At 33.5% G+C, this 15,788-nt stretch carries 17 protein-coding genes; 13 read left to right on the forward strand and 4 right to left on the reverse strand.

Annotation, left to right across the window (positions count from 1 at the left end):
- Nucleotide 1: 1 nt before the first annotated feature.
- Nucleotides 2–1,264, reverse strand: a complete 1,263-nt coding sequence (locus tag PQ463_RS15290) for a cation:proton antiporter (protein ID WP_274254422.1) — start codon at nucleotides 1,262–1,264, stop codon at nucleotides 2–4.
- A gap of 138 nt (nucleotides 1,265–1,402) precedes the next feature.
- Here PQ463_RS15290 and PQ463_RS15295 point away from each other — a divergent pair, with 138 nt between their 5' ends.
- The 7 genes from PQ463_RS15295 to PQ463_RS15325 all read left to right on the forward strand — a co-directional run bounded on the left by PQ463_RS15295 (nucleotide 1,403) and on the right by PQ463_RS15325 (nucleotide 5,366).
- Nucleotides 1,403–1,906, forward strand: coding sequence for a GbsR/MarR family transcriptional regulator (locus PQ463_RS15295; protein ID WP_274254423.1), 504 nt, complete (start codon nucleotides 1,403–1,405; stop codon nucleotides 1,904–1,906).
- A gap of 56 nt (nucleotides 1,907–1,962) precedes the next feature.
- Nucleotides 1,963–2,292: a hypothetical protein gene (locus PQ463_RS15300; protein ID WP_274254424.1), complete on the forward strand. Its 330-nt coding sequence runs from the start codon at nucleotides 1,963–1,965 to the stop codon at nucleotides 2,290–2,292.
- 5 nt (nucleotides 2,293–2,297) lie between these two features.
- Nucleotides 2,298–3,035, forward strand: coding sequence for a YqjF family protein (locus tag PQ463_RS15305; protein WP_274254425.1), 738 nt, complete (start codon nucleotides 2,298–2,300; stop codon nucleotides 3,033–3,035).
- 19 nt (nucleotides 3,036–3,054) lie between these two features.
- Entirely contained in the window at nucleotides 3,055–3,408 is a 354-nt protein-coding gene (locus tag PQ463_RS15310) for a hypothetical protein (protein ID WP_274254426.1), read from the forward strand.
- A gap of 12 nt (nucleotides 3,409–3,420) precedes the next feature.
- Nucleotides 3,421–3,807 carry a hypothetical protein gene (locus PQ463_RS15315; protein ID WP_111424348.1) on the forward strand — a complete coding sequence of 129 codons (387 nt, stop codon included), beginning with the start codon at nucleotides 3,421–3,423 and terminating at the stop codon, nucleotides 3,805–3,807.
- A 57-nt stretch (nucleotides 3,808–3,864) separates the two neighbouring features.
- The gene (locus tag PQ463_RS15320) at nucleotides 3,865–4,770 is read left to right on the forward strand and encodes a TIGR01777 family oxidoreductase (protein WP_274254427.1); all 906 of its coding nucleotides are present in this window, start codon (nucleotides 3,865–3,867) and stop codon (nucleotides 4,768–4,770) included.
- 125 nt (nucleotides 4,771–4,895) lie between these two features.
- Nucleotides 4,896–5,366: an SRPBCC family protein gene (locus tag PQ463_RS15325; RefSeq protein WP_274254428.1), complete on the forward strand. Its 471-nt coding sequence runs from the start codon at nucleotides 4,896–4,898 to the stop codon at nucleotides 5,364–5,366.
- 161 nt (nucleotides 5,367–5,527) lie between these two features.
- On the opposite strand, the gene PQ463_RS15330 is transcribed toward PQ463_RS15325, so the two are convergent.
- Complete coding sequence (locus PQ463_RS15330) at nucleotides 5,528–6,340, reverse strand: UbiA prenyltransferase family protein (RefSeq protein WP_274254429.1); 813 nt, start codon at nucleotides 6,338–6,340, stop codon at nucleotides 5,528–5,530.
- Between the two features lie 196 nt (nucleotides 6,341–6,536).
- Here PQ463_RS15330 and gcvP point away from each other — a divergent pair, with 196 nt between their 5' ends.
- The 6 genes from gcvP (at nucleotide 6,537) to PQ463_RS15360 (ending at nucleotide 14,258) form a co-directional block, all read left to right on the forward strand.
- On the forward strand, nucleotides 6,537–9,386 hold the full coding sequence (gcvP, locus tag PQ463_RS15335) for an aminomethyl-transferring glycine dehydrogenase (RefSeq protein WP_274254430.1): 2,850 nt from the start codon (nucleotides 6,537–6,539) through the stop codon (nucleotides 9,384–9,386).
- A gap of 441 nt (nucleotides 9,387–9,827) precedes the next feature.
- The gene (locus PQ463_RS15340) at nucleotides 9,828–10,886 is read left to right on the forward strand and encodes a 3-oxoacyl-ACP synthase III family protein (RefSeq protein ID WP_274254431.1); all 1,059 of its coding nucleotides are present in this window, start codon (nucleotides 9,828–9,830) and stop codon (nucleotides 10,884–10,886) included.
- Nucleotides 10,887–11,169: 283 nt separating this feature from the next.
- Entirely contained in the window at nucleotides 11,170–11,694 is a 525-nt protein-coding gene (locus PQ463_RS15345; protein ID WP_274257963.1) for a methyltransferase, read from the forward strand.
- Between the two features lie 125 nt (nucleotides 11,695–11,819).
- Nucleotides 11,820–12,668, forward strand: a complete 849-nt coding sequence (locus PQ463_RS15350) for a glycosyltransferase family 2 protein (protein ID WP_274254432.1) — start codon at nucleotides 11,820–11,822, stop codon at nucleotides 12,666–12,668.
- Between the two features lie 79 nt (nucleotides 12,669–12,747).
- Nucleotides 12,748–13,494 carry an MlaE family ABC transporter permease gene (locus tag PQ463_RS15355; protein ID WP_008464210.1) on the forward strand — a complete coding sequence of 249 codons (747 nt, stop codon included), beginning with the start codon at nucleotides 12,748–12,750 and terminating at the stop codon, nucleotides 13,492–13,494.
- Complete coding sequence (locus PQ463_RS15360; RefSeq protein WP_274254433.1) at nucleotides 13,494–14,258, forward strand: ABC transporter ATP-binding protein; 765 nt, start codon at nucleotides 13,494–13,496, stop codon at nucleotides 14,256–14,258. The genes PQ463_RS15355 and PQ463_RS15360 overlap by 1 nt, the downstream gene beginning before the upstream one ends.
- Nucleotides 14,259–14,395: 137 nt before the next feature.
- On the opposite strand, the gene PQ463_RS15365 is transcribed toward PQ463_RS15360, so the two are convergent.
- Together PQ463_RS15365 and PQ463_RS15370 are read right to left on the reverse strand one after the other, a co-directional pair.
- Nucleotides 14,396–15,010 carry a SprT-like domain-containing protein gene (locus PQ463_RS15365; RefSeq protein WP_274254434.1) on the reverse strand — a complete coding sequence of 205 codons (615 nt, stop codon included), beginning with the start codon at nucleotides 15,008–15,010 and terminating at the stop codon, nucleotides 14,396–14,398.
- A gap of 76 nt (nucleotides 15,011–15,086) precedes the next feature.
- The gene (locus tag PQ463_RS15370; protein WP_274254435.1) at nucleotides 15,087–15,764 is read right to left on the reverse strand and encodes an SDR family NAD(P)-dependent oxidoreductase; all 678 of its coding nucleotides are present in this window, start codon (nucleotides 15,762–15,764) and stop codon (nucleotides 15,087–15,089) included.
- Nucleotides 15,765–15,788: the final 24 nt, after the last annotated feature.

Genomic DNA, 15,788 nt, shown 5'->3' on the forward strand with positions numbered 1-15,788 from the left:
TTTACTCCTTCTCCAAAACTCTATTAGCTAACTTTCCAACTGTCAATCCTTGAACAACAATTGAAAATAATACCACAATATAAGTTACTTCCAAAAGCAGGTTTTTATATTCTCCCTCTGGCATAGAAAGCACTAAGGCAATAGAAACTCCACCACGAATTCCGCCCCAAACCAAAACCATCAAAGAACCTTTGTTGTAGGCCGATTTGATTCCGAAGAACTTGAATATATCAAAGAATTTCCATGGCAAAACTATTGATGTTAATCTTGAAAAAAGCACTATAAAAATGGCAACAACCCCTGTCAATAACTGTTTGTCTAAATTTGGAAGCAACAACAATTCAAAACCTATAAAAAGGAATAAAACAGCATTCAAAATCTCATCGATAAGCTCCCAAAACTTGCCAAGATAATCTTTAGTTACTTCACTCATCGCAACTTTTTTACCATAATTTCCAATAATCAATCCAGAAACCACCATTGCAAGCGGACTAGAAACATGCAACGCTTGAGCAACTAAAAAACCTCCTGTCACGATAGAAAGGGTAATTAAAACCGAAACCTTATAATCGTCTATTTTCTTCATCACCTTAGATGCTGTAAATCCGAAGACAGCTCCTAATAAAAGTCCGCCAATTCCTTCTTTAATAAACAACCAACTAATTGAACTAAAAGTAGCATCAAATGTTGGATCGGTCGCCATTTTAAGGACAACCGCAAACATTACAACCGCAACTCCGTCATTAAATAATGATTCACCAACAATCTTGGTTTCGATTCTTTTAGGAACTTTGGCTTCTTTTAAAACCCCCAAAACCACAATTGGATCGGTTGGAGAAATTAATGTTCCGAAAACCAAGCAAAAAATATACGGAATAGTTATACCTAAAAGTGGCGCGATATAATATAGCAGAACAGAAATAATTAAGGCTGATAAAACGACACTGACTGTCGAATAAATCATGATTGGAACCTTTTGTTCCTTAAGGTCAAACATATTTACGTGAAGAGCTCCCGCGAATAAAAGGAAATTCAACATCGCTCCCATAAGGATTTCATTGAAATCAAATTCTTTTATCAGATCAAAAAAATGCTTTGTCGTTGCAGGAAAATAAGAATCTCCCAAAAGACGAATTCCTACTGAAACCAACATAGCAATAATCATAATTCCGATGGTTCCAGGAAGTTTTAAAAATCTTAAATTCAAATAGGCGAAGAATGATGCTAATACAATTAGCACCGAAAAAGTATAGTATAATTCCATAAAAAGTGATTTTTACAAAAATATCCTTCTCATTATTTAATCAAAAATTTCAAGGGTCGAATTAACACAACTTTATAATTTGTTAAATATGTTTCAATTATTTTTGAAAGTTTAAAAACTTTTACTTACATTTGATCCATGGAATTCAAAGAAGCAAAAAATAAGTTTGTACAAACCTGGGGAGCATTAGGTTCTCAGTGGGGAATTAATAAAACGATGGCACAAATCCATGCTTTATTAATGGTCTCAAACGAAGCTGTTTCTATGGAAGACATTATGGAAGAACTGCAAATTTCTCGCGGAAATGCCAGCATGAACTTACGAGCATTAATGGATTGGGGAATTGTTTATAAAGAATTTAAAGCTGGAGAAAGAAAAGAGTTTTTCACAGCTGAAAAAGATTTAGACGAATTAGCAGTTAAAATTTCCAGAGAAAGAAGTAAAAGAGAAATTAAACCAACGCTGAAAATCTTAAAAGAAGTTTCGACAATCGAAGCTAAAGATTCTGCAGAAGAAAAACACTTTGTGGATCAGACAACTAAATTGTATGATTTCGTTTTAAAAGCTGATAATATGCTGGACAAAATGACTGAATTCAACGAAAATTGGTTAGGAAAATTGGTTATAAAAATGATGAAATAAAAAAATTTAATCAAAACTTTCATTTTTTTCTGAAAGTTTAAAAACAATTAATAGTCATGAAAATTATAAAAAAGATCAACACGTTTGCAATAGCTCTTCCATTTACAATTTTCCTAACTGCCATAATATTCGGAGAAGGCGCTGTAATGTTAGCATTATTATCAACGATGCTTACAGGTTTTCTACAATTTTCTATAGGTGTAAAAATGCTAGTTGAAAATCCCAAAGATCAAAGTTTACAAATTTATATGACTGGGGTTGCATTCTTCTTTGGACTTTGGTTTATTAATAACCTAATTGGCTATAATAATACCTTAACATTTACTCTGTTTCCAATGCCTATTATACTGGCAATTTATCTATCTATCATAGTCTATAAAAAATAATCATCATGAACTTCTTAAAAGCAGAATGGAAAAACTTAGCACTTGTCAATTATGAAATTGATGCTGAAATCTTAGAAAAATATCTTCCTGCAGGAACTGAGATCGACATTTGGGATAACAAATGTTATGTCAGTCTAGTTGGATTTATGTTTAAAAATACCAGAGTTTTAGGATTGAAAGTTCCGTTTCATATCGATTTTGAAGAAGTGAATCTGAGATTTTATGTAAAACGTTTTGAAAACAGTGAATGGAAACGTGGTGTAGTTTTCATTAAAGAAATTGTCCCTAAAAAAGCCATCACTTTTATTGCCAATACTTTGTATCAAGAACATTATGAAACTCAGAAAATGAGACATGAAATAATAGAAAATCACAACACGAATACTTTTATCTATCAATGGAAAAATGACAAAGAATGGAATACAATCGAAATTGAAACCAAAAAAGATTTAAGTAAAATCGAAATCGATTCTGAAGCCGAATTCATTACAGAACATTATTTCGGATATACAAAAATCGATAAAGAAACCACTTTTGAATATGAAGTAACACATCCAAGATGGAAACAATTGGAAGTTTTAAATCATACAATTGATATTGATTTCGAAAAAAATTATGGAAATGATTTTGGATTTCTTCAAACTCAAAAACCAACTTCCGTTCTCTTAGCTCAAGGCTCAAAAATTACAGTGAAGAACAAAAGAAAATTGCAAATGCTTCCTGTTCTGAAAGAGATGTATTAACCTCATAAATTGGGAAATCATGAATTTTAATATCATTGGGTATTTTGTTTACCTCAGCATAACCATTTTCATTATCCTAAAAGTTGGAAAAATCTGCTACAGAAACGGAAACATTTTTGTTTTAGAACTAATTCCAAACCACACCGATCTCTGCCAAAAAATTAATCAGGTTTTGCTTTTGGCCTATTATCTTTTAAACATTGGCTATTGTGCGATGACTTTAATTTCCTGGCAAAAAATCGTTTCATCGACTCAATTGATCGAAACAATTTGTATAAAAACAGCTGTCATCGTTTTTATTATTTCAATTCTGCATTACCTCAACATTTTAATTATAACCAAATACGTTCAAAAATTAATTCACAACAACTAAAATTTAAATATCATGGAAACTACAAAAATCTTAATCGGTTACGGAATTTATTTACCAGTTGCTTTATTTCTAACTTACTATGTTTCTAAAACACTTTTCAAAAATGGAAAAATATTTATGCTTGACATTTTTAAAGGACGCGAAGAAATCGCTGAAGCAACCAACAAACTTTTTGAAACCGGATTCTATCTTTTAAATATTGGTTTTGCATTAATGATTTTGGAACTGCAATTAAGCAATGACAGTTATCAGGAATTAATTGAAAGATTGAGCTACAAAATTGGCGGATTTTCTATTTATCTTGGTATCATGCTATTCTTCAATTTATATTTCTTTTTTAGAGGAAAAAGAAAAGCTAAAGAAGCTCAGCGAGAAGAGAGATTAGTTTTTAAAGCTTAATTTTTAACGAAACCCAACAGGTTTTTAAAACCTGTCGGGTTTAATACTTAAAAACAAATGAAAAAACTTATAATCGCAGCCGGAACTGGTTTTCTTGGACAAGTTTTAGTGAATCATTTCAAAAATAAATTTGAAGAAATTGTAATTCTGACTCGAGGAAAATCTCAAACAATTGACGGAATTAAATATATAAATTGGAATGCCAGAACTTTTACTGGCTGGGAAAAGGAATTAGAAAATGCTTCTATTCTAATAAATTTTGCAGGAAAATCTGTTGATTGCCGATATACGAAAGCTAATAAAAAAGAAATTCTTTGGTCGAGAATTGAAAGCACAAAAATCTTGAATAAAGCCGTTTTGAATTGTAAAAATCCACCTAAACATTGGTTGAATTCATCAACGGCAACTATTTATCGTTTTTCACTTGACAAACAAATGGATGAAGTTGATGGCGAAATCGGAAATGACTTTTCTATAAACGTGGCACTTTCTTGGGAAAAAGCATTTTTTAAAACTGAAACTCCAAATACTCTAAAAACGGCTTTGCGGACTTCTATTGTTTTAGGGAAAAATGGCGGTGCATTTATTCCGTTAAAGACTTTGGCAAAAATGGGTTTCGGAGGAAAACAAGGAAGCGGCAATCAGTTTGTAAGTTGGATTCATGAAGAGGATTTTGCAAGTGCAGTTGATTTTATTATTGAAAAAGAAATTACTGGCGTTATCAATGTAGTTTCTCCAACGCCAATTCGAAATAATGATTTTATGGAAAGACTGAGAAAATCTATTGGTTTTCCTTTTGGAATTCCGCTTAACAAATTCTTTCTTGAAATTGGTTCTTTTTTGATTCGAACTGAAACCGAATTGGTTTTGAAAAGTAGAAATGTGATCCCGAAACAACTTTTGGAAAATGGGTTTCGATTTAAGTTTGGGAATATTGATAAAGCTTTTAAAGATCTCATTTAAGCGTCTTATTTGTCATTTCGACGAAGGAGAAATCTCCACAAGTAACTCTACAAAGATTGGCGACATTCTGTGCGGAGCTGCTTGTGGAGATTTCTCCTTCGTCGAAATGACAAAATTGCGCTAAAATGAACTTAAATATAATGACAACAATAAACCTCACAACCAAAATAAAAGCACCAAAACAGATCGTTTTCGACGCATCCAGAAATATTGATATTCATCAACAATCTGCGAGCCCAACAAAAGAAAAAGCAATTGATGGTGTTATGTCAGGCTTAATAAATTTGGGAGAAACCGCAACTTGGCGAGGTAAGCATTTTGGATTTTATCTCACTCACAAAAGCCGAATTACTGCAATGAATCTTTATGATTATTTTGTGGATGAAATGGAAACAGGCAAATTCAAATCCTTCAAACACAAACATTTTTTTGAAGAAGAAAATGGAATTACGATTATGAAAGACAAATTACAATATGAAACGTCTTTTGGAATATTCGGACAACTTTTTGATATTTTATTTTTGGAAAAGCATCTTACTAATTTCCTTTTGGAAAGAAATAAAGTTTTGAAAGAAGTATCAGAAAATTATAATTAATAAAATTTCTTTTGAAAAATGAATTTTCTCCTTTTACGTTTTGCGTGAGGGATAGAAGTGGAAAGCCCACAGCCTGACGAAGGAAGAGCGAGGACTTGTAACGGATAGCCCGACCCGGAGGGGCACGCCCAAATCATTTTCATACTTGGACTCAATTTACCCTAAAGAAAAACCACCATCAGCCACCAAAAAATTGGAACACTTTCTACCCAAAAAGAAGTATAATATTTGGAACGATTTGGGTTCGCAAAAGCGATAAACAACATCAGCATGACGACCATAATGAGATTAATAAAGGCATCATGATAATTAAAAGTTGATACGAAAATCTCCAAAAACCAAAACGGAACCAGTAATAGAAATCCTAAAAGTTTAGTCTTCTTCACTCCTATTGTCTGCGGAACGGTTTGCAAATGTGGATCATCATTGGCTAAATCTAAAATTTCGAAAACCAGAATCAGCACAAAAACCAATATAAATCGCTGAATGCATTTAATAAAGAAATCTGTTGTAAACGGAATTTCGGCATTTATTAAAGGCAATACCAAAGTGGCACCAACCCAGCAAAGTGCAACAATATAAATTTTTACGCCTGCCCAGTTTCGGGCATTTCTTCGGTTTGGGAAAAATGGCAAGGTATAAAGTGCTGTTATGGCAAAAATTCCGACGGAGACAATTTGCGTGATTCTTTGCAAATGGAAAAAATAATAACCGACTAAAACGACCGAAATAAAACTCAAAACAGCAATAATTTTTAGCTGAGTTCCAATCGGATTTTTCTTTACGCGAACAAGCGCATCATATTTTACGAAATTATATCCTACAATTGTGCCAAAAAAAACAAAAAGAGCCATCGGCTCATCATACTGAATATGAAATACATGAAACGTGATTCGCACAAGAGCGTAACACGATAAAGCCACATGAATACTGCTATTTAGATAAAAATCTAAGATGCGTTTTGATACTATCATACCTCAAATCTAATCATTTATTAACAAACCAAGTCTTTGATTATAAATTTGATAAAAAATGAAGTTAAAAATACCTATTAAATTATTAATAATACTTAATTTTGCGCCACAAAAAAACAACACATTTACTTTTAAATGTGATTCATACCATAAAATGGTGTACGAACACATTAATTAAAAAAACTTAGATAGCTACATGAAAACAGATGCTTTTGCTTTAAGACACATTGGTCCAAGAGAAACGGATCTTCAGCATATGCTGAAAACTATTGGAGTTGACTCTATCGAGCGACTTATTTATGAAACCCTTCCAGACGACATTCGTTTAAAAGCACCTTTGAATTTAGATCCTGCGATGACTGAATATGAATTCGCAAATCACATTCAGGAATTAGGAAAGAAAAATAAAGTATTCAAATCTTACATTGGTTTGGGTTATCACCCAACTATCGTTCCTGCTCCAATTCAAAGAAATATTTTTGAAAACCCAGGATGGTACACAGCTTACACACCTTATCAGGCAGAAATTGCTCAAGGTCGTCTAGAAGCTATCTTAAATTTCCAAACTACGGTTATCGAATTAACAGGAATGGAAATCGCAAATGCTTCTTTACTTGATGAAGGAACTGCTGCTGCAGAAGCGATGGCTTTATTATTTGATGTTCGTACGAGAGATCAAAAGAAAAACAATACACATAAATTCTTCGTTTCTGAAGAAATTTTACCACAAACTTTATCTGTACTTCAAACACGTTCAACTCCAATCGGAATTGAATTAGTTATTGGAAACCACGAAACTTTTGATTTTTCAAATGAATTCTTCGGTGCTATCTTGCAATACCCTGGAAAATATGGTCAGGTAAATGATTACAGTGCTTTTGTTGCTAAAGCAAAAGAAAACGAAATCAAAGTTGCCTTTGCTGCTGATATTTTATCACTTGCAACTTTAACTTCTCCAGGAGAAATGGGAGCTGCTGTAGTTGTTGGAACAACACAACGTTTTGGTGTACCAATGGGTTACGGTGGTCCTCACGCCGCTTACTTTGCTACTAAAGATGAGTACAAACGTTCTATGCCAGGTCGTATCATTGGAGTTTCTGTTGATACAAATGGAAACCGTGCTTTACGTATGGCTTTAGGAACTCGCGAACAACACATTAAACGTGAAAAAGCGACTTCAAATATTTGTACTGCTCAGGTTTTATTAGCAGTTATGGCTGGAATGTACGCGGTTTACCACGGACCAGAAGGATTAAAATACATTGCAAACAAAGTTCACGCATCTGCAGTTACTACTGCTGAAGCTTTAAATAAATTAGGAGTTTACCAAACAAACACGGCTTACTTTGATACGATTTTAGTAAAAGCTGATGCTCAAAAAGTAAAAGCTGTAGCAGAACAAAACAAAGTAAACTTCTTCTATCCTGATGCTGATTCAGTTTCGATTTCGTTAAACGAAACAACTTCTGTTGCAGACATCAACCAAATCGTTGCGATTTTTGCTGAAGCTTTAGGAAAAGAAACTGTAACAGTTTCTGAATTAAGTGAAGCTAGCCAATTACCAGCTTCGTTAGAAAGAACTTCTTCTTTCTTAACGCATGATGTATTCAACAATCATCATTCAGAAAGCCAGTTAATGCGTTACATCAAAAAATTAGAGCGTAAAGATTTATCATTGAATCACTCGATGATTTCATTAGGTTCTTGTACGATGAAATTAAACGCTGCTTCTGAAATGTTGCCTCTTTCAATGCCAAACTGGAACAGCATTCACCCGTTTGCACCAGTTGAGCAAGCTGAAGGTTACATCACAATGCTTAAAAAATTAGAGCAACAATTAAATGTAATCACTGGATTTGCTGGAACAACTTTACAGCCAAACTCAGGAGCTCAAGGAGAATACGCTGGATTAATGGCAATTCGTGCTTACCACATGTCAAGAAACGAAGGTCACCGTAATGTATGTTTGATTCCTTCTTCAGCTCACGGAACAAATCCTGCTTCTGCTGCTATGGCTGGAATGAAAATCATTGTTACTAAAACCACCCCAGAAGGAAATATTGACGTAGAAGATTTAAGAGCAAAAGCTATTGAACACAAAGATGACTTATCTTGTTTAATGGTAACGTATCCTTCTACTCACGGAGTTTACGAATCTTCAATTATTGAAATCACTAAATTAATCCACGAAAATGGCGGATTAGTATATATGGATGGCGCAAACATGAATGCGCAAGTTGGATTAACAAATCCTGCTACTATTGGTGCTGACGTTTGTCACTTAAACTTACACAAAACATTCGCTATTCCTCATGGAGGTGGTGGACCTGGAGTTGGACCAATTTGTGTGAACGAAAAATTAGTTCCGTTCTTGCCAACAAACCCAATCTTAAAAGTTGGTGGTGAACAAGCAATTACTGCTATTTCATCTGCTCCTTACGGATCTGCTCTAGTTTGTTTAATTTCTTACGGCTACATCACTATGATGGGTGCTGACGGATTAAAAAGTGCTACAGAACATGCAATCTTGAATGCTAACTACATGAAAGCACGTTTTGAAGGACACTACCCAATTCTTTATACAGGAGAATGTGGAAGAGCTGCTCACGAAATGATTTTAGATTGCCGTGCATTTAAAGAAAACGGAATTGAAGTTGGTGATATCGCTAAACGTTTAATGGATTACGGTTTCCACGCTCCTACGGTTTCTTTCCCAGTTGCTGGAACTTTAATGATCGAGCCTACAGAATCTGAAGATTTAGCTGAGTTAGATCGTTTCTGTGATGCTCTTATCTCAATCAGAAAAGAGATTGAAACTGCGACAGCTGATGATACAAATAATGTATTAAAAAATGCACCTCATACATTGGCTATGTTAACTTCTGATGCTTGGGATTTCCCTTATTCAAGAGAAAAAGCAGCTTACCCATTAGATTACATCGCTGACAATAAATTCTGGCCATCTGTTCGTCGTGTAGACGATGCTTATGGTGACAGAAATTTAGTTTGTAGCTGTGCTCCAATTGAAGCTTACATGGAAAGCTAAAATTTAGTTTTCTTATAAATATTCAAACCCGACAGATTTTAAAACTCTGTCGGGTTTATTTTTTTGTTTCGGGTTTCAAATTTCGGGTTTCAAGTTTCAGGTTTCAAGTTTCAGGCTCTAGCATAACTTGAAACCTGAAACTTGAAACTTTTTTAAACCAAACAACAAAGAAGAAATCTGATTTAAAGAAACATAACTTTTAGCCAATGTTTTGTGAAATTATTTTTATAAAATCGAAAAAACTTTGAAAAAACTTTACCTTCAAAATCGTCTTCAATCGTTTGAAATCTAGGAAATATTAAAAAATCATTAGAAGAAAAACAATATATCATCCGAAAAATAGTTATTTCATAATTATATGCATGCATACTATTTTTTATGATTGTTATCATAATATTATTTATACATTAGCACTAAATTTATCGGATAATTAAGGGAAAAATGAAAATAAAAATTATTGGCATTGGGAGCTATATTCCTAATCTAGAAGTAAAAAACACAGATTTTGATAAACATGTTTTTTTAAATGAGGATGGAACTCCTTTTGGTTATCCGAACGAAGTTGTTATTAAAAAATTCAAAGGCATTACGGGAATTGAAAATCGCCGTTATGCTGAGCCACAATACAATGCCTCTGATTTAGCTTTTTTTGCTGCTGAAAAAGCAATTGCAAATGCTGCTATTGATGCAGAAACTTTAGACTATATTATCATCGCCCATAATTTTGGGGATGTAAAACCAGGAACTACTCAGTCTGATATTTTACCGAGTTTAGCAACACGTGTGAAAAACAAACTAGGCATCAAAAATCCTAAGTGTGTGGCTTATGATATTATTTTTGGATGTCCAGGATGGATTGAAGGCGTTTTGCAAGCCAATGCTTTCATCAAATCTGGAATGGCAAAAAGAGTAATGGTTATCGGTGCCGAAACGCTATCAAGAGTTGTTGATGATCACGATCGTGATTCAATGATTTATTCTGATGGTGCAGGTGCTTCAATATTAGAAGCTTCAACAGACGAAACTGGATTATTAGCATACGAAAGTGCTACTTATGCAACTGATGAAGCTGGTTACCTTTTCTTCGGAAAATCATACAATAAAGATTTAGATCCAGATACGAAATACATTAAAATGTATGGACGTAAAATCTACGAATTTGCTTTAAGCAATGTTCCTTGCGCAATGAAAAGCTGTTTGGATAAAAGCGGTATCGGAATTGACGAAGTGAAAAAAATTCTTATTCATCAGGCAAACGAAAAAATGGACGAAGCAATTATCGAACGTTTCTATAAATTATACGATAAAACAGCTCCAAAAGATATTATGCCAATGAGCATTCACGATTTAGGAAACAGTAGTGTTGCAACTGTACCAACTTTATATGATTTAATTCTTCAGAAAAAAGTTGAAGGCCATGAAATCAATAAAGGTGATGTTCTTATTTTTGCTTCAGTTGGAGCTGGAATGAATATTAATGCCTTTGTTTATCGATATTAAATAAAGCTTTACAAGCTTAAGCGAAATAATCTCGCAAAGACGCGAAGTCGCAAGGTTTTTTTTGCCACAGATCAAGAGAATTAAAAAGATTAAAAAATCTGTTTAAATCTGCCAAATCTGCTTGAAACAGAAAAACTTTGCGACTTCGCGTCTTTGCGAGAAATTCATTTTAAAACTTAGCACCTCAACTGAATACTAAAAACTAAACACTGATTACTTTTTTAGTATATTTGCGACCTAATTAACAATTCATGAACGAGAGATTAGTTCGTTCGCAATGACTATGTACGAAAAAACGTTTCCGAATAAAAGATTCAAACTTACTTTAGAGTTTTTAAAAAAACATGTTAGCACATCTGAAACTATTTTTGATTTTGGCGTGCCAAATCCGTTTTCAAAAATAATGGAAGAAAACGGCTATACTGTAAAAAACACAAAAGGCGAAGATTTAGACAACGATCAAACAGCTTTACAAACAGAAGATTACACCGTTTTTACAGCTTTTGAAATTTTCGAACATTTACTAAATCCATACACTATTCTACAAAATGTAAAATGTGATAAATTGTTAATTTCAATTCCGTTACGTTTATGGTTTTCGCCAGCATATCGTTCTAAAACAGATATGTGGGACAGACATTACCACGAATTTGAAGATTGGCAATTGGACTGGCTTTTGGAAAAAACTGGTTGGAAAATAACTGATCGTCTTCAATTTACACATCCAGTAAAAAAACTTGGAATCAGACCATTATTAAGATATTTTACTCCGAGATATTACCTTGTTGTTGCGGAAAAGATTAAATAAATTCCAAATTTAAAATTCCAAATTCCAATTTTAACCATATAGGTAAGATTGGAATTTGGAATTTTAGAAGATTGGGATTTATTCTCAGAGATTTGGAATTTGGAATTTAAAAATTGGAATTTGATATGAGATATTACATCGTCATCCCCGCACACAACGAACAAGATTTGATTGGCTTGACATTGCAGTCTCTAGTTACTCAAACTGTTTTGCCAGCAAAAATTGTGGTTGTAAACGATAATTCGACTGATAAAACAGAAGAGGTTGTATTGAATTTTGCAAAGGAAAACCCATACATTTCTGTCGTAAACAAAACTTCAGATGCGATTCATTTACCAGGAAGCAAAGTTATTCAGGCTTTTCAGAAAGGTTTTGAAACTTTAGATTCAGATTACGATATTATTGTAAAAATTGATGGTGACTTGATTTTCCCATCAAACTATTTCGAAACTATAATCAGACATTTCGAATCTGATCCAAAAATCGGAATGGTTGGCGGATTCTGCTATATTGATAAAAACGGCGAATGGGTTCTGGAAAATCTAACCGATAAAGATCATATCCGCGGTGCTTTGAAAGCGTATCGCAAAGAAACGTTTCAGCAAATTGGAGGTTTAAAACCCGCAATGGGCTGGGACACAGTTGATGAATTACTTTGTAAATATTACGATTGGAAAATAGTTACTGACCAGTCTTTGCATGTAAAACATCTCAAACCAACTGGCGCAAACTATAACAAAACAGCCCGTTACAAACAAGGCGAAGCTTTTTACACTTTAGGTTATGGTTTTTGGATTACTGCTATTGCTTCGGCAAAACTGGCAATGATGAAGAAAAAACCATTTCTATTTTTAGATTACATTAAAGGATTTATGAAAGCGAAAAGCGCTAAAGCTCCTTTATTAGTAACTCCCGAACAAGCTAAATTTATTAGAAATTATCGTTTAAAAAAAATGAAAGAAAAGTTAATTTGAGTACCAAAACACTCGAAAAAACTGAACTCATAACTCATAACTCATAACTTCTTTTTACCTTAGCCAATATTTAAAACTTATGATGCTAATTCGTTATTTATCCCAAATAGGAAAATATTTTTTAATGCTGAAAGAAATTTTCAATAAACAGACTAAATGGTCGGTTATGAAAAATTTAATTTTCAAAGAAATTGATGATTTGATTATTGATTCCCTTGGAATTGTCTGCTTTATATCATTTTTCATTGGAGGAGTTGTTGCCATTCAAACAGCTTTAAACTTAACTAATCCATTAATCCCAAAATATTTAATTGGTTTTGCAACACGTCAATCTGTAGTTTTGGAGTTTGCCCCTACTTTCATTTCGGTAATTATGGCCGGAAAAATGGGATCTTACATTACTTCAAGTATTGGGACAATGCGTGTAACAGAGCAAATTGATGCTTTAGAAGTTATGGGAGTTAACTCAGTAAATTATCTTGTTTTCCCAAAAATTATCGCTTTATTAATGTACCCTTTTGTAATCGGAATTAGTATGTTTTTAGGAATTTTTGGAGGATGGCTTGCTTGTGCTTACGGAGGATTTTCAACCGGCGCAGATTTTATTATGGGAGCTCAGAAAGATTTCATACCATTTCATATTACATATGCCTTTATCAAGACTTTAATCTTCGCCATGTTATTGGCAACAATCCCGTCTTTTCATGGTTATTATATGAAAGGTGGCGCATTAGAAGTTGGTAAGGCAAGTACAACATCGTTTGTATGGACATCTGTTACTATCATCCTTTTAAATTATATATTAACTCAATTATTACTAGGATAATGATAGAAGTAAAAAATATAGAAAAATCATTTGGCGACAGCAAGGTTTTAAAAGGCGTTTCGACGGTCTTTGAAACTGGAAAAACCAATTTGATTATCGGACAAAGTGGATCTGGAAAAACAGTTTTGTTAAAGACATTGTTAGGAATTCACACCCCAGACTCAGGAACAATTGAATTTGACGGAAGAGTTTATTCTGATTTAGACAAAGACGAAAAACGTGACCTGAGAACTGAAATCGGAATGGTATTTCAGGGAAGTGCTTTATTTGATTCTATGACTGTTGAAGAAAATGTAGCTTTCCCTTTAAAAATGTTTACCAACAATAATAAAGCGCAAATTCAAGAGCGTGTAGATTTTGTTTTAGAAAGAGTAAATCTGGTTGACGCACATAAAAAATTACCTTCTGAAATTTCCGGAGGTATGCAGAAACGTGTGGCTATTGCACGTGCTATTGTAAACAATCCGAAATATTTGTTTTGTGATGAACCAAACTCAGGTTTAGATCCAAATACTTCGATTTTGATTGATAACTTGATTCAGGAAATTACAAAAGAATACAATATCACAACCGTAATCAACACACACGATATGAACTCTGTAATGGAAATCGGTGAAAATATTGTTTTCTTAAAGAAAGGATTAAAAGCTTGGCAGGGAACTAAAGAAGAAATCTTTAGAACCGATAATGAAGCAATCGTAAAATTCGTCTATTCTTCAAATTTATTTAAGAAAGTACGTGAAGCTTATTTGAAAGGGCTTTAGATTTTTAAATTCCAAAATATTTAAAATCCCAAATTCCAAAAATAAGAATACTCAAAATATAAATCCCAAATTCCAACGTTAACTAAATTGGAATTTGGGATTTTTTTATTGACTTTTCCTGTAATTGAATTTGGAATCTAGATATTGAAATTTTTCAGCGTTACCAATTCCACTTCCGCATTTGGATTAAAAAGGTACGTTTTTCCAGAGCTGATTTCTAAACACTCAAAACGTTTTGTTCTAACGGCTATTTTTTTAAAGACTTTGCCATTCTTAATTCTAAAAATACTTCCATAAGGAATTTCGAAAACGTAATTTTTATCATTTTCTTTATCATATTGCTTTAAAGCTAAAGACAAAGTAGTATCCGTATCACTACTTGCAGAAGGATTCTTAAAATGTCTCGCAAGCAAAGGCAAGATCTGCCCAGGAAATATTTCTGGCCGAATAAACGGAACCATTAAACGCTGAAAAGTATATTTCCATTCATTTCCGTGCGGTTTTATATTTCGTCCAAACTTCTCAAAAGCAACCAAATGTGCAATTTCATGAATTAATGTGATTAAAAACCTATACTTATTCAAACTTGCATTAACCGTAATTTCGTGCTTTCCGCTTGGTCCGCGTCTATAATCTCCATGACGGGTCTGGCGTTCGTTTACGATTTTCAAATGAACCTGATTGGCCACTATCAAATCAAAAACGGGTTTTACCGCATGTTCTGGAATATATTTACCTAAAGTTTCGCTCAATTTAAAGTTAAATGTTATTAGTTAGATGTTAGACGTTTTTAAATTGGAATTTGGAATTTAAATATTGGAATTTAATTTAAGGGTTTGTTGAAGAAACTTCTAATACTTTTCCGTTAAAATATTTATTTCCGTTAAGCGTAAAATCATAAATATAAGTTGCCATTCCTTCTGCTGAAATTGGCGCTTGGTATCCAGGAAAAGCTTCGTTTAGCATTTCGGTCTGAACAGATCCTAAAGCCAGAACATTAAATGAAATTCCTTTTTCTTTATATTCTTCTGCTAATAATTCGCTTAAAGTAATTACAGCGCCTTTACTCGAACTATACGCCGCCAATCCGGCAAACTTCAAACTTCCGCGAACTCCGCCAATCGAACTTATAGTAACAACATGGCTTCCTTTTTCTAAATACGGAATACAGATACGAGTCAAATTTGCTACTGCAAAAACATTCACTTTATAAATATTCTCAAAATCTGCTTGAGTAGTTTCTGCAAAAGGCTTTAGAAGCAAAGCTCCTGCATTATGAACCACAGCATCTACTCTTTTCCATGTTGAGGAAAGAAAATTGTCGACTTGACCTAAAGCCGTTTCATCTGCCAAATCAACAGACAGACAAGTTACGTTTTTATGTTCTAAAAGTGCTTGCGGTATTTTTCTGGAAATGGCCAAAACCTGATGACCTGCTTCGGCAAATTTCAAGGCTAACTCATAACCAATTCCTCTGCTTGTTCCTGTAACGATAATATTTTTCATGTCGCAAAAATAATCAAATGCTGT

The organism is Flavobacterium sp. KACC 22763, from assembly GCF_028736155.1.
Taxonomy (GTDB): Bacteria; Bacteroidota; Bacteroidia; order Flavobacteriales; family Flavobacteriaceae; genus Flavobacterium.